Annotated in this window: 22 protein-coding genes; 11 read left to right on the forward strand and 11 right to left on the reverse strand. The window is 71.9% G+C overall.

The genetic code is table 11. From position 1 onward, the window contains the following. The first annotated feature begins 5 nt into the window (after nt 1-5). From egtA to egtD, 4 genes are read left to right on the forward strand one after another with little or no spacing between them, the layout of a single operon-like run. Complete coding sequence (egtA, locus tag IE272_RS34830; RefSeq protein WP_229897945.1) at nt 6-1469, forward strand: ergothioneine biosynthesis glutamate--cysteine ligase EgtA; 1464 nt, start codon at nt 6-8, stop codon at nt 1467-1469. After that, complete coding sequence (egtB, locus tag IE272_RS34835) at nt 1466-2869, forward strand: ergothioneine biosynthesis protein EgtB (protein WP_057667332.1); 1404 nt, start codon at nt 1466-1468, stop codon at nt 2867-2869. The genes egtA and egtB overlap by 4 nt, the downstream gene beginning before the upstream one ends. Further along, on the forward strand, nt 2869-3624 hold the full coding sequence (gene egtC / locus IE272_RS34840; protein WP_190009649.1) for an ergothioneine biosynthesis protein EgtC: 756 nt from the start codon (nt 2869-2871) through the stop codon (nt 3622-3624). The genes egtB and egtC overlap by 1 nt, the downstream gene beginning before the upstream one ends. Further along, on the forward strand, nt 3621-4583 hold the full coding sequence (gene egtD, locus IE272_RS34845) for an L-histidine N(alpha)-methyltransferase (protein WP_050361857.1): 963 nt from the start codon (nt 3621-3623) through the stop codon (nt 4581-4583). Before egtC ends, egtD begins: the two co-directional genes overlap by 4 nt. On the opposite strand, the gene IE272_RS34850 is transcribed toward egtD, so the two are convergent. The 3 genes from IE272_RS34850 to IE272_RS34860 form a co-directional block, all read right to left on the reverse strand. Next, a complete protein-coding gene (locus IE272_RS34850; protein ID WP_190009652.1) occupies nt 4526-5407 on the reverse strand; it encodes a lysophospholipid acyltransferase family protein in 882 nt (293 codons plus the stop codon). The two genes, egtD and IE272_RS34850, sit on opposite strands and share 58 nt — an antisense overlap. Beyond that, on the reverse strand, nt 5404-6234 hold the full coding sequence (locus IE272_RS34855) for a GNAT family N-acyltransferase (RefSeq protein ID WP_057667327.1): 831 nt from the start codon (nt 6232-6234) through the stop codon (nt 5404-5406). Before IE272_RS34855 ends, IE272_RS34850 begins: the two co-directional genes overlap by 4 nt. A 180-nt stretch (nt 6235-6414) precedes the next feature. After that, a complete protein-coding gene (locus IE272_RS34860; protein ID WP_050361860.1) occupies nt 6415-7671 on the reverse strand; it encodes an extracellular solute-binding protein in 1257 nt (418 codons plus the stop codon). 203 nt (nt 7672-7874) lie between these two features. Between IE272_RS34860 and IE272_RS34865 the strand changes: the two genes are divergently transcribed. Next, complete coding sequence (locus IE272_RS34865) at nt 7875-8090, forward strand: dodecin (RefSeq protein WP_007451468.1); 216 nt, start codon at nt 7875-7877, stop codon at nt 8088-8090. Here IE272_RS34865 and IE272_RS34870 read toward each other — a convergent pair whose 3' ends face one another. Further along, nucleotides 8091-8579 carry a phosphatase domain-containing protein gene (locus tag IE272_RS34870; RefSeq protein WP_050361861.1) on the reverse strand — a complete coding sequence of 163 codons (489 nt, stop codon included), beginning with the start codon at nt 8577-8579 and terminating at the stop codon, nt 8091-8093. A 111-nt stretch (nt 8580-8690) separates the two neighbouring features. Here IE272_RS34870 and IE272_RS34875 point away from each other — a divergent pair, with 111 nt between their 5' ends. The 3 genes from IE272_RS34875 (at nt 8691) to uvrA (ending at nt 12745) form a co-directional block, all read left to right on the forward strand. Beyond that, nucleotides 8691-9743, forward strand: coding sequence for an LLM class flavin-dependent oxidoreductase (locus IE272_RS34875; protein WP_056705185.1), 1053 nt, complete (start codon nt 8691-8693; stop codon nt 9741-9743). Nucleotides 9744-9783: 40 nt separating this feature from the next. Further along, on the forward strand, nt 9784-10218 hold the full coding sequence (locus IE272_RS34880) for a nuclear transport factor 2 family protein (protein ID WP_050361863.1): 435 nt from the start codon (nt 9784-9786) through the stop codon (nt 10216-10218). 103 nt (nt 10219-10321) lie between these two features. Next, nucleotides 10322-12745, forward strand: coding sequence for an excinuclease ABC subunit UvrA (gene uvrA / locus IE272_RS34885; protein WP_098891167.1), 2424 nt, complete (start codon nt 10322-10324; stop codon nt 12743-12745). A gap of 87 nt (nt 12746-12832) precedes the next feature. Here uvrA and IE272_RS34890 read toward each other — a convergent pair whose 3' ends face one another. Genes IE272_RS34890 through IE272_RS34900 form a run of 3 tightly spaced genes read right to left on the reverse strand, consistent with a single transcriptional unit; the run spans nt 12833 to nt 16195 of the window. Continuing rightward, a complete protein-coding gene (locus IE272_RS34890; RefSeq protein ID WP_007451460.1) occupies nt 12833-13579 on the reverse strand; it encodes a succinate dehydrogenase/fumarate reductase iron-sulfur subunit in 747 nt (248 codons plus the stop codon). Then, on the reverse strand, nt 13576-15525 hold the full coding sequence (locus IE272_RS34895; RefSeq protein ID WP_050361865.1) for a fumarate reductase/succinate dehydrogenase flavoprotein subunit: 1950 nt from the start codon (nt 15523-15525) through the stop codon (nt 13576-13578). The genes IE272_RS34890 and IE272_RS34895 overlap by 4 nt, the downstream gene beginning before the upstream one ends. Nucleotide 15526: 1 nt before the next feature. Then, nucleotides 15527-16195 carry a succinate dehydrogenase gene (locus tag IE272_RS34900; RefSeq protein ID WP_056705186.1) on the reverse strand — a complete coding sequence of 223 codons (669 nt, stop codon included), beginning with the start codon at nt 16193-16195 and terminating at the stop codon, nt 15527-15529. A 132-nt stretch (nt 16196-16327) separates the two neighbouring features. Here IE272_RS34900 and IE272_RS34905 point away from each other — a divergent pair, with 132 nt between their 5' ends. Then, a complete protein-coding gene (locus tag IE272_RS34905; protein WP_190009654.1) occupies nt 16328-17224 on the forward strand; it encodes a LysR family transcriptional regulator in 897 nt (298 codons plus the stop codon). A gap of 40 nt (nt 17225-17264) precedes the next feature. Here IE272_RS34905 and IE272_RS34910 read toward each other — a convergent pair whose 3' ends face one another. From IE272_RS34910 to IE272_RS34920, 3 genes are all read right to left on the reverse strand, one after another. Then, complete coding sequence (locus IE272_RS34910; protein WP_050361868.1) at nt 17265-19439, reverse strand: putative bifunctional diguanylate cyclase/phosphodiesterase; 2175 nt, start codon at nt 19437-19439, stop codon at nt 17265-17267. Beyond that, nucleotides 19436-20254 carry an SAM-dependent methyltransferase gene (locus IE272_RS34915; RefSeq protein WP_050361869.1) on the reverse strand — a complete coding sequence of 273 codons (819 nt, stop codon included), beginning with the start codon at nt 20252-20254 and terminating at the stop codon, nt 19436-19438. The genes IE272_RS34910 and IE272_RS34915 overlap by 4 nt, the downstream gene beginning before the upstream one ends. A 252-nt stretch (nt 20255-20506) precedes the next feature. Beyond that, nucleotides 20507-21472, reverse strand: coding sequence for an SCO0930 family lipoprotein (locus tag IE272_RS34920; protein WP_190009656.1), 966 nt, complete (start codon nt 21470-21472; stop codon nt 20507-20509). A 794-nt stretch (nt 21473-22266) separates the two neighbouring features. Between IE272_RS34920 and IE272_RS34925 the strand changes: the two genes are divergently transcribed. Beyond that, a complete protein-coding gene (locus IE272_RS34925; protein WP_050361871.1) occupies nt 22267-23031 on the forward strand; it encodes a bestrophin-like domain in 765 nt (254 codons plus the stop codon). A gap of 184 nt (nt 23032-23215) precedes the next feature. Further along, nucleotides 23216-23773, forward strand: a complete 558-nt coding sequence (locus IE272_RS34930) for a hypothetical protein (RefSeq protein WP_050361872.1) — start codon at nt 23216-23218, stop codon at nt 23771-23773. 91 nt (nt 23774-23864) lie between these two features. Here the strand turns inward: IE272_RS34930 and IE272_RS34935 are convergent, their stop codons facing one another. Next, nucleotides 23865-24347: a hypothetical protein gene (locus IE272_RS34935; RefSeq protein ID WP_007451445.1), complete on the reverse strand. Its 483-nt coding sequence runs from the start codon at nt 24345-24347 to the stop codon at nt 23865-23867. Between the last annotated feature and the right edge of the window lie 268 nt (nt 24348-24615).

Below are 24615 nucleotides of genomic sequence, written 5' to 3' on the forward strand. Positions count from 1 at the left end.
CCCTCATGGGCTTGGACATTCCCGGCGCAACCGGCTCGCGCCCGGACGCCGTCCCACTCGACGAGAGCGGGGCCGAGGATCTACTGCGCGGCATATGTTTCAAGACCGGCCCCCCTCGAACCGTCGGGGTGGAACTCGAATGGCTCATCCACGACCGGGAACGACCTGACCTTCCGGTCGGCCGGGAACGGCTGGACAGCGCCGTCGAGGCGGTCCGTGCGCTGCCGCTGAGCGCGGCCCTGACATTCGAGCCGGGCGGGCAGCTGGAGCTCAGCTCGCAGCCGGCCGGCTCCCTGATGGAGTGCGTCGACACCACCGCGGCCGATCTGGCGGCGGTCCGCGCCTCGCTCGGCGCGGCGGGGCTCGCACCGGTCGGGCTCGGCGTCGATCCGTGGCAGCCGCCGCGCCGCAGGCTGCGGGAGCCGCGCTACGAGGCGATGGAGGCCGCTCTGGACCGTGCGGGGCCGGCCGGGCGGGCGATGATGTGCACCTCGGCGTCGGTCCAGGTCTGCCTGGACGCGGGCGAGGAGGAGCCGGGACCGCTCGGTTACGGACGGCGCTGGCAGCTCGCGCACCTGCTGGGCGCGGTGCTGGTGGCCGCGTTCGCGAATTCACCGTTCCAGCAGGGCCGCCGGACCGGCTGGCGCTCCACCCGGCAGCAGCTGTGGGCCGACCTCGACCCGGGCCGGACCCTCGCACCGGGCTCCGGGCGCGCCCCCCGCGAGGCCTGGGCCGCGCATGTGCTGGACACGACCGTGCTGTGCATCCGGTGCGAGGAGGGCCCCTGGGACGTGCCGGAAGGGCTCACCTTCCGCGAGTGGATCCGTACCGGGTCGCCCCGGCCGCCGGTGCGGGCCGATCTCGACTACCACCTCACCACACTGTTCCCACCGATCCGGCCGCGCGGTCATCTCGAACTGCGCATGTTCGACGCGCAGAGCGGGCCCGACGGGTGGCTGGTGCCCCTCGCCGTCGCCACGGCCCTGTTCGACGATCCTGAGGCCGCCGAGACCGTGTACCGCGCCGTGAAGCCGCTGGCCGAGACAGCGGGCTCACCGGCCGCACCCCGCAATCCGCTCTGGACGACGGCCGCCCGCGAGGGGCTCGCCGACCCGGAACTGCGGGCCGCGGCCACCGTCTGTTTCGCGGCGGCGCTCCCGGCGCTGGAGCGGATGGGGGCGAGCGGTGCGGTGCGCGACACCGTGGCCGCCTTCACCGACCGCTATGTCGCCCGGGGCCGATGTCCGGCCGACGACCTGCCCGAGCCGGGCGACCTGACCGGTCAGGGTCTGCTGACCGACCGGAGCCTGCTGACCGGTCCGAGCCGGCTGACCGGTCCGGTCCCGCCGGCCGGTCCCGATGTGCCGAGCGGGCCCGTCGACCGGCCCGCGCGCGGGCCCGAGCGCCTTGTCGCCGGGCCGACGATCCCGCCGACCCCGCCGCGTCCCGGAAAGGCGGCCTCCGCATGACCGAGCACCGTGAAGACACCCGGCACCGCGAGCACTCCGACGCCTTCGATCCGGCGGGATCCAGCGCGTCGACCGGCTTCCCCGTCGCGCCCGGCATCGACCCCGAGGCCCTGCGGCGGCGCGCCCTCGACGCGCTGTTGTCCGCGCGCGAGCGCACCGCCCTGCTCACCGACAGCGTGGACGACGGTGAACTGACCGCCCAGCACTCCCCGTTGATGTCGCCGCTGGTCTGGGACCTGGCGCACATCGGCAACCAGGAGGAGCAGTGGCTGCTGCGCGCGGTCGGCGGCCGGGAGGCTCTGCGCCCGGAGATCGACGGGCTGTACAACGCCTTCGAGCACGCGCGCGCCTCGCGCCCCTCGCTGCCGTTGCTGGCCCCCGCCGAGGCCAGGACGTACGCCTCCGACGTACGGGGGCGGGCACTGGACCTGCTGGAGGGCACACCGCTGCACGAGGGCGGACGCCCGTTGGAGCGCGCCGGCTTCGCCTTCGGCATGATCGCGCAGCACGAACAGCAGCACGACGAGACAATGCTGATCACCCATCAGCTACGTGCGGGCCCGGCCGCGCTCACCGCGCCCGCCCCGCCCGCACCCGCCGACGCCGAGGGGCTCGCGGACGACGTCCTGGTTCCCGGGGGCCCGTTCACCATGGGGACCTCCGCCGAGCCGTGGGCCCTGGACAACGAGCGGCCCGCGCACCGGCGCGACGTGGCGGCGTTCCGCCTGGACACCTCTCCGGTCAGCTGCGGCGCCTACCTCCGGTTCATCGAGGACGGCGGGTATCGGAACGAGCGTTGGTGGGCACCCGAGGGCTGGGCGATGGTCCGTGAACACGAGCTGGCCGCACCGCTGTTCTGGCGACAGGAGGCCGGACAGTGGCTGCGCCGCCGGTTCGGGGTGACCGAGCCGGTGCCGGACGACGAGCCGGTGCTGCACGTCAGCTGGTACGAGGCGGACGCGTACGCCCGCTGGGCGGGGCGGCGGCTGCCCACGGAGAGCGAGTGGGAGAAGGCCGCCCGCCACGATCCCGCCTCCGGCCGCTCCCGGCGCTACCCGTGGGGCGACGAGGACCCGACGCCGGAGCGGGCCAATCTGGGGCAGCGCCATCTGCGTCCCGCGCGGTCCGGGGCGTTTCCGGCGGGCCGGTCGCCGTTCGGGGCGGGGCAGTTGATCGGCGACGTGTGGGAGTGGACCTCCAGCGACTTCCTGCCCTATCCGGGGTTCGTCGCGTTCCCCTACCGCGAGTACTCGGAAGTGTTCTTCGGACCGGGGCACAAGGTGCTGCGCGGCGGCTCGTTCGCCGTGGGCGAGGTCGCCTGCCGGGGCACCTTCCGCAACTGGGACCTTCCGGTGCGTCGCCAGATCTTCTCCGGATTCCGCACCGCGAGGGACGCCTGATGTGCCGTCATATCGCCTATGTGGGCGAGCCGGTGACACTCGGCGACATTCTTCTGCGGCCTCCGCACGCTTTGGTGCGCCAGTCCTGGGCGCCGCGCCGCCAGCGTTACGGCACCGTGAACGCGGACGGTTTCGGGGTCGGTTGGTATGCGGACGGGGATCCGATACCCGGACGCTACCGCCGTCAGGGACCGATATGGGGCGACGAGACCTTCACCGATCTGGCCCGAGTGGTCCGCAGCACCGCGCTGCTCGCCGCCGTACGCGATGCCACCGAAGCGGGTGCGGACGGGGAGGCCGCGGCCGCGCCGTACACCGCCGGACGGCAGCTGTTCAGCCACAACGGGATGGTGCGCGGCTGGCCCGGCTCACTGGCCGGGGCGGCCGCCGCCCTGCCCGCCGAGAGGCTCCTGGCGCTGGCCGCGCGTAACGACTCGGCGCTGATCTGGGCGCTGATCCGCCATCGGACCGACGCCGGGGACGATGTGCCGCGCGCCGTCGCGGAGACCGTCCGCGAGGTCGCGGCCGCCGCGCCCGGCTCCCGGCTGAATCTGCTCCTCACCGACGGGGAGACGATCACCGCGACCGCCTGGGGCGACACCCTCTGGTACCTCACGACGCCGGGCCGCCGCACCTCGGTCGCCTCGGAGCCGTACGACGACGACCCGCTCTGGCACGAGGTCCCCGACCGCACCCTGCTGGTCGCGACCTCCACGGACGTCCTGCTCACCCCGCTCAAGGAGCCCACCGCGTGAGTCCCTTCCTGCTGACCCGCACCCTGCCGATGGACGCGACGGACGCGGCGCTGCGCGCCGACGTCCTCAGCGGCCTGACCCGGCATCCCAAGACCCTGCCGCCGAAGTGGTTCTACGACGCCCGCGGCAGCGAGCTGTTCGAGGAGATCACCCGGCTGCCGGAGTACTACCCGACCCGCGCGGAGCGCGAGATCCTCGCGGCGCGCGCGGAGGAGATCGCCGCGGCGTCGGGTGCCCGGACCGTGATCGAGCTGGGCTCGGGGTCGTCCGAGAAGACCCGTCATCTGCTGGACGTGCTCCCCGAGCTGCACAGCTACGTCCCCGTGGACGTGAGCGAGAGCGCGCTGACGGGGGCGGCCGATTCGCTGCTCGCCGAGCACCCCGGCCTGTCCGTCCACGCGCTGATCGCGGACTTCACCGGCGGCCTGGCCCTGCCGGGGACGCCGGGGCCCCGGCTGGTGGTGTTCCTGGGGGGCACGATCGGCAATCTGCTGCCGGAGGAGCGGGCGGCGTTCCTGCGGTCGGTGCGCTCGCTGCTCTCGCCCGGTGACGCGCTGCTCCTCGGCACGGACCTGGTGAAGGACGAGGAGACGCTGGTGGCCGCGTACGACGACGCGGCCGGGGTGACGGCGGCCTTCAACAAGAACGTCCTGAACGTCGTCAACCGTGAGCTGGGGGCCGACTTCCCGCTCGACGACTTCGATCACCTCGCGGTGTGGAATCCGCGGGACCGGTGGATCGAGATGCGGCTGCGGGCCCGCCGGGCGCTGAGCGTCAAGATCCGGGAGCTGGACCTCGTGGTGCCGTTCGAGGCCGGTGAGGAGCTGCGTACGGAGGTGTCGGCGAAGTTCCGGCAGGAGGACGTCCGCGAGGAGCTGTCCGCCGCCGGTATGCGGCTGACTCAGTGGTGGACGGACTCGGCGGGCCGGTTCGCCCTGTCGCTGGCCACGGCGGTCTGACGGGGCAGGAGGGCGTCCACGGGTTCGAGGACGGCCGCTCGCGCTCTGCGGGCCAGGGTGCGGCGGCCGTCCTCTCCGTCGACGGGGATCGGCGCGAGGACGTCGACCTGGGCGGTGAGCCCGGCCGCCCGCACCACCCGCCACAGGGAGGCGGCGAGCGGGTCGGACCCGACGAACGCGACGGCGCCCGCGGCCGGTCCGGAGCAGCGCCCCGCGGTGCGGTAGGCGATGCGGACGGGCCGGACCGTCGCGCCGGCGTCGATCGCCGCCTGGAACACGGCGGGCCGGAACGCGCCGCCGTTCCGTCCGCACCAGGTGCTGCCCTCGGGGAAGGCCACGACCCGGGAGCCGGAGCGCAGGGCCGCGGCGACGGTCCGTACGGCGGCGGGCAGGGCGCGCAGCCGGTCGCGTTCGATGAACAGGGTGCCGCCGAGCGTGGCGAGGGGGCCGAGCAGGGGCCAGCGCCGGATCTCGCTCTTGGCGACCATCCGGCCGGGCAGTACGGAGGCGATCAGCGGGATGTCGAGCCAGGAGATGTGGTTGGCGACGACGAGTTCGCCGCCCGCGGCGGGTTCCGGCGCGTGTCGTCGGACGGTGACGCGTACGCCGAAGGCCCGGGGTACGGCGCGCGCCCAGCGCCGTGTCAGCCGGCCCCGCGGGACGGCCCCGAGCAGCCGGACCAGCGGGACGCAGGCCACTCCCAGCAGGACCAGCGCGCAGCCGGCCAGCAGCAGGGCGGCGGCGGGCAGCGGAGCGCGTACGGCTCCGGTGTGCCGGGCGCAGCCGTCCGGGGTGCACGGGGCGACGGGCAGCCAGACGCTCATCGCAACGGGGCCAGGGAGAGGAAGTGGCGCAGGTAGCGCGGGTCGGTGCGGCGCAGCGAGAGCAGGACGTACAGGTCGGCGACGTTGAAGTCGGGGTCGTACGCCGGGGCTCCGCAGACCTGGGCGCCGAGCCGGAGGTAGCCGCGCAGCAGGGGCGGGAGGTCCGCCCGGGAGCCGGCCTCGGTGCCGTGCGCGGAGGAGTCCCAGAGGCGGTGCGGGGTGACCCAGTACTTCTCCGGGGCGAGGTGTCCCGCGCGTACGGTGTTCCAGCTCCGGGCGGCGCTCGCGCCGCCGTCGGCCAGTGGCAGGGAGCAGCAGCCCGCGATCCAGGTGTGGCCGGTGCGCTCCATGTAGCGGGCGAGTCCGGCCCAGACGAGGGCGATGACCGCGCCGTCGCGGTGTGCGGGGTGGACGCAGGAGCGGCCGACCTCGACGAGGTCGTCGCGGATCGGGGCGAGCCGGGTGAGGTCGAACTCGCTCTCCGCGTAGAGGCGTCCGGCGATCCGGGCCCGGTCCGGCGGCAGCAGCCGGTAGGTGGCGACGACGTCCCCGGTGGCGGTCTCACGGACCAGCAGGTGGTCGCAGTACGCGTCGAAGGCGTCGCTGTCCAGGCCGGGTTCGGGCCCTTCCAGCCGGGCGCCGAGCTCCCCGGCGAACACCAGGTGGCGCAGGCGCTGGGCGGCGCGTACGTCGTCCTGGCAGGTGGCGAGGGAGACCCGGTAGGCCGGTTCCGGGGCGCCGGAGGGGGCGGGGGCCTCCGTGAGGGCGGGGCCGGGGGCCGGTACGGAGGCGGGGGCGGGGAGCGGGGCGACGGGCAGCACGGTCATGGCGGTCTCCGGGGACGGAAGAGGCGAGGGGCGCTGCCGGGCTGTCGCGGGGTGCGACGGTCCGGCCCCTTACTTCTTCCGTCACCGGCTGGATTCGACGTGACCGTTGTGGGGAGCGGGGATGTGCGACGGCTGAATCCCCAGGGACGCCGTGTCCCCGCGGATGCCGTCCGGGAGGGATCAGCCGCTGCCGGCGAGTATGGCCGTGATGCGCTCGGACGCGGCCTTGGCCTCGCGGGCCGGGTCGCCGCCCTCGAGCACGGCCGTCATGTAGGGCTTGATCGGGTTCTCCGCCTCGACCCTCGCCCACTGGGACGAGTTGGGGGTGGCGCGGCCCCGGGTGGCGCCTTCGGCCATCGCCGCAGTGCCCTCGTCGCCCTCGATGACATGGGCGAGGCTCGGCTTGTTGGGGACGTAGCTCATGCCCCGGGCGAGCTCCGTCTGCCACTTCTCGCTGGCCAGCGCCTTGACGACGGCGATGCCGGCGGTGCGCTCGTCGGCCTTCTTCGGGACGATGAGGTCGGAGCCGCCGGTGAACACCGAGCCGGGGGCCTTCGAGGACTTGCCGGGAATGGGGAAGTAGCCGAGCTTTCCCTTGAGTTCGGGATTCTTCTGCTCGATGAGCGCGGCACTGCCCGGAGTCGAGATGATCTGCGCGACGTCGCCCTTGGCGAAGACGTCGGTCTGCGGAGGCTTCTCCTCGTCGGCGTCCGTGGGGCCGTCGCCGAGCGCCTGGAGCTCCTGGTAGAACTCCATGCCCGCCAGGGCCTGGGGAGTGTCCAGGGCGCCCTGCCAGTCGCCGCCGTTCTCGTCGGCGAGCTCCCCGCCCTCGTCCCAGATGAAGCCGGCGAGCACGTACCAGTTCTGACCTGCCAGGTAGATGCCCTGGTTGCCCGCCCTGTTGAGCTTCTCGGTGGCGGCGATCCACTCGTCGCGCGTCTTCGGGACGGAGTCGATGCCCGCCTCCTCGAAGATCTCCTTGTTGTAGATCACCACCCGGTTGGCCGCGTACCAGGGGATGCCGTACTGCACGCCGTTGATGCTGCCGGGCTGGGCGAGGCCGGGCAGCCAGTCCTCGCTGCCCAGGTCGCGCATCGATTCGAGGGTCAGATCGCGCAGCCCGCCGCTCTCCGCGTACTGCGCGACCTGCGTGTTCCCGACCTCGATCACGTCCGGGGCGTCGTCGCCCTCCAGCGCGGAGAGGACCTTGGGTCCGATGCCGCTCCACTCCTGGATCTTGAAGTCCAGCTCGATCGAGGGGTTCTCCTCCTCGTACGAGCGGGTGAACTTGTCCAGGAAGCCGGGCGAGACGCTGTCCTTCATCAGCCAGACCGTCACCGTGCGGTCACCGCTGCCCGAGCCCGGTATGAAGCCGCATCCGCCGAGCGCGACGGATGAGACAAGCGCGATGGCTCCGGCCAGTATGCGGTTCTTCACGTGGTCACCTTCTGCGAAACGGCACAACGAAATCGGGACCCGGTGTGGGGGGATTGCGGGCGGCGCTCGCACGGGTGGTTGGCTGAATTTTGGTATGGACCATTCAGTAGGTCAAGGCGGGTGCCCGTCCCGATGCGCCCCACCCTCCCCCTCGCGGGAGACCTCGGATTGGGGCAACGTGGTCACAGGAGAGGAGACAAATCATGGGGAACCACACCTATCGGGTCACCGAGATCGTAGGAACCTCCGAGGAGGGCATCGACGCGGCGATCCGGAACGGCGTCGCAAGAGCGGCGGAAACGTTGCACAATCTCGATTGGTTCGAGATTAATCAAGTTCGGGGCCATATCGAAGATGGCCGAATCGCGCACTATCAGGTCGGGCTGAAAGTCGGCTTCCGCCTCGACGAAAGCGCCTGATCAGGTACGCCCCTCGCGCTCCTGGGCGTCCTTCAGCGCCTCCGACGGGTCGGCCCAGCGGGCCCGCACCACGGTAAATCCGGCCACCTGGGCCGCGTCGCAGACCAGCTCGTCGTCGTCGACGAGCATGCGCACCTGACCCTTCCGCCCCAGCCGCCGGAGGATGTCCAGCTTCGTCCGGCGTGCGGGGCGCCGGTCGTCGTTGCGCCGCATGAACAGCGTCCCCTCGGGCAGCCCCTGACGGCCCAGCCAGCGCACGGTGTCGCGACGGCACCGCTCGGGGCGTCCGGTCAGATAGACGATCTCGCACTCCTCGGCGCTCGCGAGCACCATCCGTACGCCCTCCGCGAGCGGCGGGTCGTCCACGGCGGCGGCGAAGAAGCCGGCCCAGTCGCGCTTCGGGCCCTCCAGGAAGTGCTGCCGGTGGGCGGTGTCCGCGAGCGTGCCGTCCAGGTCGAATACGGCCAGCGGCCGTGCGTCGTTGTCCACTCCCCCAGCTTAGAAAGCCCGGCGGCCCCGACGTCGGCCGTCGCGCGGGGAATCCCGGGAGAGCGGCGGTGCTCACGGGAATCCTGGCGGAGCGGCGGTGTTGAACAGAGCGTGAGCTCTGTGATCGCCTCGACCCGCTTCTCCGTCCTGGACCGTTCCCGCACCCGTGAGGGGCACGACGCCCCCTCGGCGCTGCGGGACACCGTGGACCTGGCCCGGGAGGCGGAGGCGCTCGGCTTCCACCGCTTCTGGGTCTCCGAGCACCACGGCGTGCCGGGGGTCGCGGGGTCCGCGCCGACGGTGCTGGCCGCCGCCGTCGCCGCCGCGACCTCCACCATCCGGGTCGGCACCGGCGGAGTGATGCTGCCCAACCACCGGCCGCTGGTCGTCGCCGAGCAGTTCGGGGTGCTCGCCTCCCTCTTTCCCGGCCGGATCGACATGGGGCTCGGCCGCTCCGTGGGGTTCACCGACGGCGTCCGCCGGGCGCTCGGCCACGGCAAGGAGGACGCCGAGGACTTCCCCGGACGGGTCACCGAACTGCTCGGCTGGATCGACGGCACCCAGCAGGCCCACCCCGGAGTGCACGCCCATCCGGCGGAGGGCCTGCGCATCCCCGCGTACGTCCTGGCGGTCGGGGAGGGCGCGTCGGTCGCCGCTGCCGCCGGGCTCCCCCTCGTCATCGGCGATCTGCGCGGCCGGGAGAAGGTGCTGCGCGCCGTCGAGGTCTACCGCCGCGACTTCCGCCCCTCCGCCCGCGCCGAGCGGCCCGAGGTGATCGTCGCGGGCACGGTGGCCGTCGCCGATACCGAGGAGGCGGCCCGCCGGCTGCTCGTACCGGAGGCATGGGCCATGGCGTACTCCCGTACGCACGGGGACTTTCCGCCGCTGGCCCCGGCCGAGCGCATCGAGGCCCTCACCATGTCGGCCAAGGAACGCACGCTGTACGAGCGGGGGCTCGACGGCCATGTCCACGGCACCGAGGACCAGGTGGCCGGTCAGCTGGAGCGGGCGATCGAGGAGACCGGGGCGGACGAGGTGCTCGTCACCACCAGCACGTACGACCGCGCGGGGCTGGTGGACTCGCTGCGGCGGCTCGCCCGGATCGCCCGCCCGCGGGACCGGGCCGACGGGCGGTCTCCACTGCGGAGCCTCGACGTCCGATAGCCGCCGGACCCGACCTTGAGGAACGGGAAGGCTGGGAGGCATGACCCACTCTCCGACGACGGACTCCCGGGCGGTCCTCACCGCCCTGTACACGGCCGAAGCACGCTATCTGGCGGCGGGCGGACCGGGTACGGCCTCCTTCGGCCTCCTGGCTCCCTGCTTCGCACCCGATGTGGTCCTGCACCAGGCGGCGGGGCTCCCGTACGGGGGAGTCTGGCGCGGGCACCTCGGCATGGAGCGGTTCTTCCGCGCGATGAGCGACACCTGGGCCGAGTTCGCACTGGTGGAACAGGACTTCCTGGCCACCGGGGAGACCTCGGTGGTGCGCACGATCGTCCGCGCCGTGTCCCGGGCGACCGGGCGGGAGCTGACGTTCCCCATCCTGCAGACCCTCACCGTCCGGGACGGCCGGATCACCGAGGTGCGGCCGTTCTACTGGGACACCGAGGCCGTCTCCCGCGCCTGCACGCCATGAGGCGCACCGCCGGTCCCGGGGGCCCGCCCCCGGCGCCGACGCCTAGAATCGGACTGTTTGTCCCACCAGGCGTCAGAACCCCACCCGTACGGAGCCGAGCCCCATGCACTCCCCCCACGATCCGTACGTCCGCGTGCGCGGAGCCCGCGAGCACAACCTCAAGAACGTCCGGGTCGACATCCCCCGCGACACCCTGACCGTGTTCACGGGCGTCTCGGGGTCCGGGAAGTCCTCGCTCGCCTTCGGGACCATCTACGCGGAGGCCCAGCGCCGCTACTTCGAGTCCGTGGCCCCCTACGCCCGGCGGCTGATCCACCAGGTGGGCGCGCCCGCCGTCGGGGAGATCACCGGGCTGCCGCCCGCCGTCTCGCTGGAGCAGCGGCGCTCCGCCCCGGGGGCCCGGTCGTCCGTCGGGACGGTGACGACGCTCTCCAACTCGCTGCGCATGCTCTTCTCCCGTGCGGGGGACTATCCGCCGGGGGCCGAGCGGCTGGACTCCGACTCCTTCTCCCCCAACACCGCCGTCGGGGCGTGCCCGGAGTGCCACGGGCTGGGCCGGATCCACCGGACGGACGAGGAGCTGCTCGTCCCGGATCCCTCGCTGTCGATCCGGGAGGGGGCCATCGCCGCGTGGCCGGGGGCGTGGCAGGGCAAGAACCTGCGGGACGTACTGGACGCGCTGGGTCACGACGTCGACCGGCCGTGGCGCGAGCTGCCCGCGAAGGACCGGGAGTGGATCCTGTTCACGGACGAGCAGCCGGTGGTGACGGTGCATCCGGTACGGGACGCGGGCCGGATCCAACGCCCGTACCAGGGCACGTACATGAGCGCGCGGCGCTATGTGCTGCACACCTTCGCCGATACCCGGAGCCGGGCCCTGCGGGCGAAGGCGGAGCGCTTCCTGACCAGTGCCCCGTGCCCGGTGTGCGGCGGGAGCCGGCTGCGGCCGGAGGCGATGGCGGTGACCTTCGCCGGGCGGACCATCGCGGAGCTGGCCGGGCTGCCGCTGTCCGCACTGGCCGAGGTGCTGTCCGGGGCCGGGGCGGGCGGCGAGGAGACGGCCCGGGTGCTGACGGGCGATCTGCTGGCCCGGATCGGGACGGTGACGGAGCTGGGGCTCGGCTATCTGAGCCTGGACCGGACGGCCCCGACGCTGTCCTCCGGCGAGCTGCAACGGCTGCGGCTGGCCACGCAGTTGCGGTCGGGTCTCTTCGGCGTCGTCTACGTCCTGGACGAGCCGTCGGCCGGCCTGCACCCGGCGGACACCGAGGCGCTGCTCGGGGTGCTGGGCCGGCTGAAGGAGGCCGGGAACTCGGTCTTCGTGGTGGAGCACCAGATGGACGTGGTGCGGCGGGCGGACTGGCTGGTGGACGTGGGCCCGCTGGCCGGGGAGCACGGCGGGCGGGTGCTGCACAGCGGGCCGCCCGAAGGGCTCGCCCGGGTACCGGAGTCGGCGACGCGCCGCTTCCTGTTCACCGAGGACGCCCGGGACACCGCGCCGGTGCGCGCGACGCGCACTCCGTCCGGGTGGATCCGGCTCACCGGCGTGGAGCGGCACAATGTGCGGGGCGTGGACGCGGCGTTCCCGCTCGGCGTGTTCACGGCGGTGACCGGGGTGTCCGGCTCGGGCAAGTCGACCCTGGTCGGGCAGGTGCTCGCCGGGGTGCTGGCGGACCGGCAGGCGGGCGATGAGCCCGGTCCCGGTGAGCGGTACTGCGCGGCGGCCACCGGTCTGGAGGCGGTGGACCGGCTCGTCCAGGTCGACCAGAAGCCCATCGGCCGTACGCCCCGGTCCAATCTGGCCACGTACACCGGTCTCTTCGACGCCGTACGGAAGCTGTTCGCGCGGACGGAGACGGCGCGGGAGCGCGGGTACGGCGCGGGGCGGTTCTCGTTCAACGTGAGCGGCGGGCGGTGCGAGACGTGCCAGGGCGAGGGCTTCGTCTCGGTGGAGCTGTTGTTCCTTCCGAGCACCTACGCGCCCTGCCCGGACTGCCACGGCGCGCGGTACAACCCGGAGACCCTGGAGGTCACCCTCAACGGGCTGACGATCGCCCAGGTCCTGGATCTGACCGTGGAGTCGGCGGCGTCCTTCTTCGCCGGGACGCCGGCCGCCGAGCGCGCGCTGACCACCCTGCTGGACGTGGGTCTCGGCTATCTGCGGCTCGGTCAGCCGGCCACGGAGCTGTCCGGCGGTGAGGCGCAGCGCATCAAGCTGGCGGCGGAGCTCCAGCGCACCCGGCGCGGGCACACGCTGTATCTGCTGGACGAGCCGACGACGGGACTGCATCCGGCCGATGTGGAGGTGCTGATGCGGCAGTTGCACTCCCTGGTCGACGCCGGGAGCACGGTGGTGGTCGTGGAGCACGACATGGCCGTGGTGGCGGGCGCGGACCATGTCATCGACCTGGGGCCCGAGGGCGGTGACCGAGGCGGCCGGATCGTCGCGTCCGGCACCCCGGCGGAGGTGGCGGGTGCGGCCGGGAGCCGTACGGCGCCGTATCTGGCGAAGGCGCTGCGGCGCTGATCCCGTACGGACCCCGGTCCCGGGCCGGGTTGACCGCGTACGGCCCCGGGCTCGGGGCTCCGGGGCCGTACGCGATCGGCTTCGGGGTCAGCGGCGGACCTTGCGGGTCGCCCGCAGCCACTCCTTGTTCATCGCGGCGATCGAGGGCAGCGGGATGCCCTTGGGGCAGGCGGTGGCGCACTCGCCGGTCAGGGTGCAGCCGCCGAAGCCCTCGTCGTCCATCTGGGCCACCATGTCCAGGACGCGGGTCTCGCGTTCGGGTGCGCCCTGCGGCAGGACGTTGAGGTGGTTGACCTTCGCCGAGGTGAACAGCATCGCCGAGCCGTTGGGGCAGGCGGCGACGCAGGCTCCGCAGCCGATGCACTCGGCGTGCTCGAAGGCGAAGTCGGCGTCCGGCTTGGGCACCGGGGTGGCGTGGGCGTCCGGGGCGGTGCCGGTGGCGGCGGAGATGTAGCCGCCGGACTGGATGATCCGGTCGAACGAGGAGCGGTCCACGACCAGGTCCTTGATGACCGGGAAGGCGGACGCCCGCCAGGGCTCGATGTCGATCGTGTCGCCGTCGGCGAAGGACCGCATGTGGAGCTGGCAGGTGGTGGTGCGTTCCGGGCCGTGGGCGTCGCCGTTGATGACGAGGCTGCACGCGCCGCAGATGCCCTCACGGCAGTCGTGGTCGAAGGCGACGGGCTCGTCCCCGGCGAGGGTGAGTTCCTCGTTGAGGGTGTCGAGCATCTCCAGGAACGACATGTCGGCGGAGATGCCGTCGACTTCGTAGGTGGCCATGGCGCCGGGCTCTTCGGCGTTCCGCTGGCGCCAGACGCGCAGGGTGAGCTTCATGCGTAGCTCCGCTGGGTGGGGTGGACGTACTCGAAGACGAGGTCTTCCTTGTGCAGGACAGGGGCGCCGCCGGTAGCGGTGAACTCCCAGGCGGCGGCGTAGGAGAACTCCTCGTCGCGCCGCTCGGCCTCGCCGTCCGGGGTCTGGGACTCCGCCCGGAAGTGGCCGCCGCAGGATTCGGCGCGGTGCAGGGCGTCGAGGCACATGAGCTCGGCGAGCTCCAGGTAGTCGACGATGCGGTTCGCCTTCTCCAGCGACTGGTTGAACTGTTCGCCGGTGCCGGGGACCTTGATGCGGCGCCAGAACTCCTCGCGGATCTCCGGGATCCTCGCGAGCGCCTTGCGCAGACCGTCCTCGGTGCGGGCCATCCCGCAGTACTCCCACATGAGTTCACCGATCTCGCGGTGGAAGGAGTCGGGGGTGCGGTCGCCGTCGACCGAGAGCAGCAGGTTGATCCGGTCCTCGGTCTCCGCGACGGCCTCCGCGACGGCGGGGTGCGCCTCGTCCACGGTGTCGGTGTGCGGATGGCGGGCGAGGTAGTCGTTGATCGTGGACGGCAGGACGAAGTAGCCGTCGGCGAGGCCCTGCATCAGGGCGGAGGCCCCGAGCCGGTTGGCCCCGTGGTCGGAGAAGTTCGCCTCGCCGATGGCGAAGAGGCCGGGGACGGTGGTGGAGAGGTCGTAGTCGACCCAGAGGCCGCCCATCGTGTAGTGCACGGCGGGGTAGATCCGCATGGGGACCGTGTAGGGGTCCTCGTCGGTGATCCGCTGGTACATGTCGAAGAGGTTGCCGTACTTGGCTTCGACGGCCTTGCGGCCCATCCGGCCGATGGCCTCGGCGAAGTCCAGGTAGACGCCCTGTCCGCCGGGGCCGACGCCGCGCCCCTCGTCGCAGACGTTCTTGGCGGCGCGGGAGGCGATGTCGCGGGGCACCAGGTTCCCGAAGGCGGGGTAGATCCGCTCCAGGTAGTAGTCGCGCTCGTCCTCGGGGATCTTGTTGGCCGGGCGGTCGTCGCCCTTGGCCTTGGGGACCCAGATGCGGCCGTCGTTGCGCAGCGACTCGCTCATCAGCGTGAGCTTGGACTGGTGATCGCCGGTGCGCGGGATGCAGGTGGGGTGGATCTGGGTGAAGCAGGGGTTGGCGAAGTACGCGCCGCGCCGGTGCGCCCGCCAGACGGCGGTGGCGTTGGAGTTCATGGCGTTGGTCGACAGGTAGAAGACGTTGCCGTAGCCGCCGGTGGCCAGGACGACCGCGTCGGCGAAGTAGGTGTCGATCTTCCCGGTGACCAGGTCGCGGGCGACGATGCCGCGCGCCTTGCCGTCGACCACGATCAGGTCCAGCATCTCGGTGCGGGCGTGGAGTTCGACGCCGCCCGACGCGATCTGCCGGGACAGCGCCTGGTACGCGCCGAGGAGGAGCTGCTGTCCGGTCTGGCCGCGCGCGTAGAACGTACGGGAGACCTGGACGCCGCCGAAGGAGCGGTTGTCGAGCAGACCGCCGTACTCGCGGGCGAAGGGGACGCCCTGGGCGACGCACTGGTCGATGATCTCGACGGAGATCTGGGCGAGCCGGTGGACGTTGGACTCCCGGGCGCGGAAGTCGCCGCCCTTGACCGTGTCGTAGAACAGCCGGTGGATGGAGTCGCCGTCGTTGCGGTAGTTCTTCGCGGCGTTGATGCCGCCCTGCGCGGCCACCGAGTGGGCGCGCCGGGGCGAGTCCTGGAAGCAGAACTGGACGACGTGGTAGCCCTGCTCGGCGAGTGTGGCGCCGGCCGCTCCGCCGGCGAGACCGGTGCCGACGACGATGACGGTGTGTTTGCGCCGGTTGGCGGGGTTCACGAGTTTCGCTTGGAAGCGGCGGGTGTCCCAGCGTTCGGCGACGGGGCCGTCGGGGGCCTTCGTGTCGGTCACGGGCTCACCCGTGCGGTACTGCGTGTAGTCGGGCATGTCAGCTCACCACTCCGGTCATGACGGCGACGGGTACGGAGATGAAGCCCACGGTCAGCGCTGCCGCGAGGAGGTTGGCGAGGGTCTTCAGGACGCGGTCGCGGGTCGCGTTGCCGACGCCCAGGGTCTGTGCGGCGCTCCAGAAGCCGTGCTGGACGTGCAGGCCCATGGCGAGCACGGCGACGATGTAGATGACGTTGCCGTACCAGGTCGAGAAGGTGTCGATGACGTTCTGGTAGGGGTGCCCGGCCTCGAAGCTGGTGTGCACGGTGCCGGTCGTCAGGTCGAGGATGTGCCAGACGATGAAGAGCGCGAGGATGATCCCGCCCCAGCGCATGGTCCGGGTGGCGTAGCTCGACCGGGGCTTCTTGTGGACGTACTTGGCCGGGCGTGCCCTGATGTCGCGCCGGCTCAGCTGGTACGCGGAGACGCCGTGCAGCACGACGGCGGCCACCAGTCCCACCCGGACGATCCAGAGCGCCCACTCGTAGTGCAGTACCGGTTCGCCCATGGTGCGCAGCCAGTGGGCGTACCCGTCGAACTCGCCGGGTCCGAAGAAGATCTTCAGGTTGCCCACCATGTGGGCGACGAGATATCCGAGCATGACCAGACCGGTCACGGCCATGATCGTCTTCTTGCCGACGGTCGAGTCCCAGAGCGTACGCGTCATCGACGGCCGTCGGTCCGTCCGCGTTGCCAATGCCATGGACACGACGGTAGGGGCGAGAGGCCCGATCGGTCCAAGACATGGCCCGGCTGATCTCCATAGGCGTCGGCTATCGAGGGAGGCTATCGTCGGCTTATGCACTTCCAGCAGCTCACCTATTTCGTGGCCGTCGCCGAGGCCCGGCACTTCACCCGGGCCGCCGAGGCGGTGCATGTGTCGCAGCCCTCGCTCTCCCAGCAGATTCGGGCGCTGGAGACGGAGTTGGGCGCCGATCTGTTCAGCCGGGCCCGGGGCAACATCACCCTCACCGACGCGGGCGAGGCGCTGCTGCCGCTCGCCCGCCGGATTCTCGCGGACGCGGAGACGGCGCGGCAGGAGGTCCAGGAGCTGGTGTCGCTGCGCAGCGGCCGGGTGCGGCTGGGGGCGACGCCGAGCCTGTGCACCGGGCTGCTGCCGGACATGCTGCGCGCCTTCCACGACCGGCATCCGGGGGTGCGGCTGCTGCTGGAGGAGGGCGGCTCGCACGACCTGGTGCGTCAGCTGGCGCGGGGAGCGCTCGATCTGGCCCTGGTGGTGCTGCCCCTGCCGGCCGCCTCCCCCGCGCTGACCACGGTGGAGCTGCTGCGGGAGGACCTGGTGGTGGTGTCCTCGGCGGCGGAGCCGCCCCCGGGGCGGCGCGGCCGGATCCGGATCGCGGACCTGGAAGGGGCGCCGCTCGTGATGTTCCGGCACGGGTACAACCTGCGGGAGCTGACCCTGGCCGCGTGCCGGGCGGAGGGCTTCGAGCCCACGTTCACCGTCGAGGGCGGCGAGATGGACGCGGTGCTCGGTTTCGTACGGGCGGGGCTCGGCATCGCCGTGGTGCCGAGCATGGCCGCCGCCCGGGCGGGCCACGACCTGCGGAGGACTCCGCTGGCGGGCGCCGGGCTGCGGCGCACGATCGCCCTGGCGCACCGCAGTGACGTGGCCCCGCCCCGGGCCGCGCGCGAGCTCCAGCGGATGCTGCTGAAGCACCGCCCGGTCGCCGGCTGACCGGTCCGGGGCGCGCAGGACCTCCGCGCCCCGGGCCGGCTCAGACCGCGTCCGCCAGCAGCAGGGAGTGGATGCGGTCCGGAGCCCCGGGGCGGGCGTAGTACCAGCCCTGGGCGGTGTCGCAGCCCAGCCGCCGCAGCTGCTCGGCCTGGGCGCCCGTCTCCACGCCCTCCACCGTGACGGCCAGCTCCAGGCTGTGGGCCAGCGACACGATGCCCTCGACGATCTTCAGATCGACCGGGTCCGCCGGGTGCTGCTGCATGCCCCGGGTGAAGGAACGGTCCAGCTTGAGCACGCTCACCGGCAGTCTGCGCAGGTTCGCCAGGTTCGAGTAGCCCGTGCCGAAGTCGTCGAGCGCGATGTCGACGCCCATCTCCGCGAGCTGCCGCAGCGGCTTGAGGAGATCGTCGTCGGCGCCGATCAGGGCGGACTCGGTCACCTCCAGGCAGAGCGCTCCCGGTTCGAGACCGGACCGTTCCAGCACGTCGACCGTCTCGGCGACGAGGCGGGGGTGGTGCAGCTGGGTCGGCGAGAGGTTGACGTTGATCCGCAGCGGACCTCCGTCGCTGTGCCGCTCCTGCCAGAAGTTCGCCTGCCGTACGGACTCCTCCAGCACCCAGCGCCCGAGCGGCACGATGAGCCCGGTGTGCTCGGCGAGCGGAATGAACCGGTCGGGGCCGAGCACCCCGTGCTGCGGATGGCACCACCGTACGAGCGCCTCGGCGCCGTGCACCGTGCCGTCGCCCAGGTGCACGAGCGGCTGGTACTCGATGAAGAACTCGCCCCGGTCCAGGGCGGCCGGGAGCGCGGTGGTCAGCCCGTGCCGGGTGATGGCGCGCGCGTCGGCCTCGGCGTCGGCGAGCTGGTAGCGGTTGCCGCCCGCCGCCTTGGCCCGGTACATCGTGATGTCGGCGCTGCGCAGCACCTCGGCGGCGCTGCGCTCCCCGGAGGGGCCCTCGACGACGCCGATCGAGCCGCGGACGGTCAGCTCACGGCCGTCCAGGCGGATGGGCGAGGCGAGAGCGTTCAGGATGCGGCCGGCCAGCTCGTCCACCTCGTCGGCGGTGTCCGGCCCCGTGGTCAGCGCGACGAACTCGTCGCCGCCGAGCCGGGCGACCATCTCGCCGGGCGCGGTGGCGCAGCTCTGGAGCCGGTCGGCGACCTCGACGAGGAGGCGGTCGCCGGCGGCGTGGCCGAGGCTGTCGTTGATGGCCTTGAAGCCGTCGAGGTCCAGGTAGCAGAGGCCGAAGCGGATCCCCTCCTGGGCGGCGAGCGCCTTCTCCAGGCGCTCGAAGAACAGGGTCCTGTTGGGCAGTCCGGTGAGCGCGTCGTGGGTGGCCTCGTAGCGCAGGCGCAGGTTGAGCAGCCGCCGCTCGGTGGTGTCCTCCATCAGCGCGAGCTGGTACTCGGGACGGCCCTCGGAGTCCCGCAGCAGCGAGACGGTGAGGTTGGTCCACAGGACGGTGCCGTCGTTGCGGTAGTACGCCTTCTCGACCCGGTAGTGGTCGCGTTCGCCGCGTACCAGCTCGTCGTAGTACTTCCACACCTGCGGCGAGTCCTCGGGGTGGACCCACTCGTTCACCTTGTGGCTGCGGACGTGGTGCTCGAGACCGCCGAACATCTTGGTGAGGGTGTCGTTGATCTCCAGGATGTTGCCGTCCAGGTCGGCGACGCCGATGCCGATGGCGGCGTCCTTGAAGACCGCGCGGAACCGGGCCTCCGTCGCGTGCAGGGCCTGTTCCGCGTCCGAGCGGGCGGTCAGCGCCGAGCGGGCGATGGCCTCCTGCTCGGCGAGCGTGCGCTCGCGCAGGGCCCCGGTGAATCCGGCGGCGAGGGTGTGCTGGATCCGTGCGCAGCGGGCCCGGCCGTCCTCGGTGGACAACGTGTCGGGTCCGTTGCCGCCGCAGTACAGCACGAGGTAGGAGTCGACGACGCCGAGCGTGGAGCTGAGGGCGTCCGGATCGGTGCAGTGCGCCTCGATCAGGGCCGCACCGACCCGCTGGGCGGGCGAGGCGTCGAAGGGCCGGGCGTGCAGGATGCCGTTCAGCTCGCGCGCCAGGGGCAGCAGATGCTCTTCGAACTCCGGCCGGGTGAGGGAGGTGGCCGTCAGGGGGAAGATGGCGCGGCTCCAGATTCTGGCGAATCTGCGGAGCCGGCCTTCCGGACCGTCAGGTTCCGCGTCCGGTTCCCCGGACGCCTGGGCGGGAATACTCACGCCTTGCGCCCAACCCCGCCGAAGCCCGAGAAGGCGTACGGGTCTTCCTGCTCCGGCGCCTGCGGGGTGTCGGGCCGCCATTCGGGCATCGACACGAGACCCGGCTCGACCATTTCGTAGCCCTCGAAGAACTGACCGATCTCCTCGCGGGAGCGCATGATCAGCGGGTTGCGGATGTTCTTGTAGACGCCGACCGTGCCCGCCGCTTCCTCCTTGGGCAGCGGGATGCCCTCGTACGAGGCGTGGGTCAGGACGATCAGACTGCCGGGGGCCAGTGACTCGCGCAGTTCGGCGACCGCGGCGCGCGGGTCGTCGGCGTCCTCCACGAAGTGGAGGACCGCGACCAGCAGCAGGGCCACCGGACGGTCCAGGTCGAGCAGTCCGGTGATCTCCGGGTGCGCCAGGATCTCCTTGGGGCGGCGCAGGTCGGCGGCGGCGATGACCGCGCGGTCGTTGCCCTCCAGGACGGCCTGGCTGTGGGCGACGGCGACCGGGTCGTGGTCGACGTAGGCCACCTTGGCCCCGGGGTTCGCGGCCTGGGCGACCTCGTGGACGTTGCCGAAGGTCGGTATGCCGGAACCGATGTCCAGGAACTGGTCGATGCCGATGTCGACGGCGTAGCGGACGGTCCGGCGCATAAAGGCGCGATTGGCCTGCATGATCTTGGGAAGGCCCGGGAGGAACTCCATGGCCTTGCGCGCGGCTTCCCGGTCCACCTCGAAATTGTGCGATCCGCCCAGATAGAAGTCGTACATTCGAGACACGCTTGGCACCGAAATGTCTATACCTTGCGGTGCCCAGGCGGGACGCTCCATCGATGTCTCCAACAAGTCGCCACGGCGATCCGGCCATGTTCATGGTCAGTGTTGACCAGAGGCTACTGATCGGCCGCCAAGAGAGCGAGTGGAAACGGAAATTAGCGATCCGTTATTGGTCACACTCCGGTGGGCTCGGCGGCCGGTCCGTCGCTGCGCGTATGCGAACAGCGACGGACCGGCACTCCGGACACCGTTTCCCGGTGATTCGGGGCCACTTGGGGCTCCTGGGCGATGTTCGACCGAGCCCGATTACCGGGGAGCGCCGACCAGTTTGGAATCAGGGGAAACGGCATACCAGGTGCCGCCGACACCCTGCCCGTTGGTGTCGCCGGGCTTGGCGTCGCCGGCGAAGGTGTAGATGGGCCAGCAGTCGATGGTCTGCTGCTTGACCCCGTCGGGGCGGTCGAAGGTGACGAATCCCTTCGTCGTCACACCATCCACCGCATTTTTGGCCATCGGGGCCACTACCGGCCACTTCTTGAGGCAGTCGCCCGTGCACGCGGTCTTCATCGGCCAGGCCGAGTCCTTGGTGAAGCGGTAAACCGTCATACCCCGGCCGTCCACCACGATGTCGCCGAGTTCCGGGTCCTTCCGGACCGAAAGCCCCGCGGGGTCGGCCGGTTCGCTCACGCCCGCGCCGTCGGCGTTCTTCGCCGCCTTCTTCCCATCAGGGGCCGCGGCGAACCAGGTGCCGCCGACACCCTGCCCGTTGACCTGGCCCGGGGCCGTGTCCTTCGCGTACCGGTACATCGGCCAGCCGTCGACGGTGAGTTGGCTGGTGCCGTCGGCGCGGGTGACCTCTCCGAGCAGCTCGGGGCCGGTGCCGGCCGCGGCGGTGGCGTTGCCCGCGGAGACGACCGGCCAGGTCGCCGCGCACGCCCCGTCGCAGGTCGACTTCGGCGGGTTGGCGGTGTCCTTGTCGAACCGGTAGAGCGTGAATCCCTCACTGTCGGTGAGGACCTTCCCGAGCTTCTTGCTCTCCTGGACGGCGAGTTGACCGGCCTCCTTCGGCTCCGCCGCATCCGTGTCGGCCCCCGATCCGTATCCCCCGCCGGCCGATCCGTACCCGCTGTCGGCGGGCTGCTGGGCCGGGGCGGCGTTGCCCACGGCCTGGCCGCGCGGCGATGCGTCGCCCTGCTCCTGACCGCACGCCGTCGTGAGCGTCAGCAGAGCCGCGGCGGCGACCGCGAGCGAGGCGTTGCGCCAGGTGTTCATGTCGACTCCCGTGGTGCTTCGTCGTACCGCTTCCGATGCCGGCGCGGGACCGCGCCGTTCCTGGCCCTAGGTACGGGGCGCCGACGGGGTCGTGTTCAAAGGAAGGCCGAGAAGAATGCGGCGGTGCATCGTCCACCGGACAAACACGAATGGCCCATTAACCGCACGATCAGGCGAATCACCGGCAGGTATCGCGTGTTCCCCGGCAGCGTGGATCATGCTCGCGGACGTGTACGGATCACGCATCGCGCGACTCACGACGGTCGCCGCACTTCTCTGGCTGACAGCCGTACCGCTGCCCGCCACCGCCGACAGCTGCGCGGTGGCCACGATCGGGCAGGGAGACGGCAGTTCGTCGGTCGCCGTGGCGGGCGACGGGGACTGTGTCGCGGTCTCCGAGCCACCACCACCGCCACCACCGAAGCCGCCACCCCCACCGCCTCCTCCTCCGCCGCCGCCCCCGCCGCCTCCTCCCCCACCGCCACCTCCGCCGCCCCCACCTCCACCACCGCCGGTGATCGCGGAACCGCCGCCGCCACCACCTCCTCCACCGCCGCCTCCCCCGCCACCGGCGCCCGCCCCGCCGCCGAAGCCCTCGCCCGCACCGAAGCCCCCGGAGCGCACCGAGCCGCCGCGACCCCGGCCCGTCGCGTTGCCGACGTACCGCAAACCGACCCGCAAACAGCCGAGGAGCGGGCCGTCGCTGGTGTCCCTGACTCTGCTCATCACCGCCCCGGCGGTGTTCGCCGTTGCCGTGCTGCGACCGCGATCGTCCCGCTGACCAGGAGAGATGCATGTCCGAATGGCTCGTACTGAGCATTGCCATGGCGTCCGCCTGCGCGGTCGTCCTCACCATCGCCGTCCTGAACAACCGGCGGATCGGGGATGACGACGATCCGTCCGAGACGCCCGACGTCATCGAGTACATGACGATGATGATCGGCGTGGTCTACGCGATCGTCCTGGGGCTGGCCATCGCCGGGGTCTGGGAGGGACGCAGCGCCGCCCAGGAGTCCGTACGCATCGAGGCGCAGGCGCTGCACGAGGTGCAGGCGCGGGCCTCCGTCTATCCGGCGGAGGTCCGCGACCGCATCCGGGCGGACGTCGACGCCTATGTCAGTCATGTGGTGCACGACGAGTGGAAGGCGATGTCCGAACACAACGCCCTCACCGAGCGCGGCACACAGTTGCTGGACAAGGTCCGGGCGGACGTCACCGACTACGCGCCCCGGACCGATCACGAGGGGCAGGCCTACCAGCCGCTGGTCGACCAGGTGGCGGCGGCGGACGACGCCCGCAGCTCACGTGGGCAGAACGCGGGGGCGACGATGCCGGGGGTGGTCTGGTTCGGGCTGATCATCGGGGCGCTGGTGACCGTGGGGCTGATCTTCACCCTCCAGATCCGCAGAACGTTCCGCGAACTGCTCCTGGCGGGCCTGTTCAGCGCGCTGATCGCCTTCCTGCTCTTCCTGATCTGGGACTTCGACGCGCCCTTCGGCCGGGGCATCTCGGCCACCGCGGACCCGTTCCTCGACATGTTCCCGGGGGCCGCCCGCTGAATCCGCGCCCCCGGCCCCGTGAGCCGGTCGGTGAGCCGGTCGGGGGACACCGCTGACCCATTCGCCGGACCCCGATCGCGTGCCGGGAGGACCGCTCCTAGCGTGTCGGGCATCGAGGTGCATTTTTCCTGCTATGTGGAAATTGGTTCCGCAGCTGCCCCTCGGGGAACCCGGAGGATCCACCATGCGCGCGATACGTGTCGCACCGCTCGCCCTGCTCGGCGCCAGTGCCCTGACGCTGCTGGCCCCGTCCGCCGCCCACGCCGCGCCGGACGGGGCGACCAGCACGTTCAATCCGACGATCACCCCGTCGGTCATCGCACCGGGCGGCCGGGTCACCCTCGGCGCCGGCGGCTGCACGGGCGAGACGACCGTCACCTCGGGCATCTTCGACACCACCACCATCCCGAGCGGCAGTACGACGGCCACCGCCACCATCGACACGGACGCCCGCCGGGGTGCCGTATACGCGGTGACGTTCGCGTGCGGCTCCACCGGCACCTCACGGAACGTCAACCTGACGATCACCGGCGGCGCCACGAGCACCCCCACCCCGACGCCCACCACGGTTCCGACCGCCAGCTCGACGGCCCTCGTGCCGGGCGGCGTGCGCGGCGGCCTCGGCGGAAGCTCCGGCGCCATCGACACGGTGGAGGTGGCTGCCGGAGCGGCTCTGGTGGCCACGGCGGCCGCGGGCGCCCTCTACTTCGCGCGCCGCCGCACCGCCGACCGCCGCCACTGAACGCGAACGTGCGGCGCACGACAGTCGCCCCGGGTCCTGATCCAGGACTCGGGGCGACGGGCGTATCGGGCCGGGCGGGAGGTTCGACGCCTTAGAACGCCGCATGGCTCGTCCGCCGGCGCCGGACGAGGAAGACCGCGCCGCCGACGGCCGCCGCGGCCACCAGACCGCCACCGACCTGCATCTCCACGGAGCTCGGACCCATCGAGCCGCCGAGCCCGCCCTGCGCGCCGTTGCCGGCGAGCACGGTGAACTTGTGCGTCGCGATGCGGTCGTTGTCACTGCACTTCACGGAGAGGTGGTACTGACCCGGCGTGGTGTTGTTCCGGACCCGGGCATGGGCGAAGTTGGTGCCGTCGCCCGGCGAGAGGGTGGTCGTCGGGAACGCGTTCGACCAGACCTTGCCGCCGTGGCCGCAGCCCTGCGCGGTGATCTTGAGCGTGCCGCCCTGGTGGACGGCCTGAGGGTTGACGGCGACGTTGACCGGGCCGTTGGTGGCGGCGGCCATGGGGGCCGAGAGCCCGACGGCCGCGAAGGCGGTCGCGGTGACCGCGAGAGCGCGTGAAACACGCATCGTGTGAACCTCCAGCGGGAAACGCCCCCGGGGGCTTTTCCCCCGGGCTTGATCGACGAGAACGTCTCCCATGACGAACACTCACCAGCGAGCCGACCGCTCGCACTTCGGGGTTGCTCCACCCCGGTGATGCGACACGCCGTACGAAAACCCCCGAACCTGACGGAGTCGCAGGTCACGGACCGTCAGAACTTTTATCTGCTCATTACTCCGATGGGCAGTCATCCGGCAGGGGGCCCGATCCCGCCGCCACCCGTTCGCCCCTCTC

It is taken from the genome of Streptomyces anulatus, from assembly GCF_014650675.1.
Taxonomy (GTDB): Bacteria; Actinomycetota; Actinomycetes; order Streptomycetales; family Streptomycetaceae; genus Streptomyces; species Streptomyces anulatus.

Coding starts and splice junctions, on each gene's coding strand:
- egtC (WP_190009649.1), top strand. CDS start 2,869: ATGTGCCGTCATATCGCCTATGTGGGCGAGCCGGTGACACTCGGCGAC.
- IE272_RS34850 (WP_190009652.1), bottom strand. CDS start 5,407: ATGAGCGTCTGGCTGCCCGTCGCCCCGTGCACCCCGGACGGCTGCGCC.
- IE272_RS34900 (WP_056705186.1), bottom strand. CDS start 16,195: ATGACGCGTACGCTCTGGGACTCGACCGTCGGCAAGAAGACGATCATG.
- IE272_RS34855 (WP_057667327.1), bottom strand. CDS start 6,234: ATGACCGTGCTGCCCGTCGCCCCGCTCCCCGCCCCCGCCTCCGTACCG.
- egtA (WP_229897945.1), top strand. CDS start 6: ATGGGCTTGGACATTCCCGGCGCAACCGGCTCGCGCCCGGACGCCGTC.
- IE272_RS34905 (WP_190009654.1), top strand. CDS start 16,328: ATGCACTTCCAGCAGCTCACCTATTTCGTGGCCGTCGCCGAGGCCCGG.
- IE272_RS34920 (WP_190009656.1), bottom strand. CDS start 21,472: ATGAACACCTGGCGCAACGCCTCGCTCGCGGTCGCCGCCGCGGCTCTG.
- IE272_RS34925 (WP_050361871.1), top strand. CDS start 22,267: ATGTCCGAATGGCTCGTACTGAGCATTGCCATGGCGTCCGCCTGCGCG.
- IE272_RS34915 (WP_050361869.1), bottom strand. CDS start 20,254: ATGGAGCGTCCCGCCTGGGCACCGCAAGGTATAGACATTTCGGTGCCA.
- egtB (WP_057667332.1), top strand. CDS start 1,466: ATGACCGAGCACCGTGAAGACACCCGGCACCGCGAGCACTCCGACGCC.
- IE272_RS34880 (WP_050361863.1), top strand. CDS start 9,784: ATGACCCACTCTCCGACGACGGACTCCCGGGCGGTCCTCACCGCCCTG.
- IE272_RS34865 (WP_007451468.1), top strand. CDS start 7,875: ATGGGGAACCACACCTATCGGGTCACCGAGATCGTAGGAACCTCCGAG.
- IE272_RS34895 (WP_050361865.1), bottom strand. CDS start 15,525: ATGCCCGACTACACGCAGTACCGCACGGGTGAGCCCGTGACCGACACG.
- IE272_RS34930 (WP_050361872.1), top strand. CDS start 23,216: ATGCGCGCGATACGTGTCGCACCGCTCGCCCTGCTCGGCGCCAGTGCC.
- uvrA (WP_098891167.1), top strand. CDS start 10,322: ATGCACTCCCCCCACGATCCGTACGTCCGCGTGCGCGGAGCCCGCGAG.
- IE272_RS34890 (WP_007451460.1), bottom strand. CDS start 13,579: ATGAAGCTCACCCTGCGCGTCTGGCGCCAGCGGAACGCCGAAGAGCCC.
- IE272_RS34935 (WP_007451445.1), bottom strand. CDS start 24,347: ATGCGTGTTTCACGCGCTCTCGCGGTCACCGCGACCGCCTTCGCGGCC.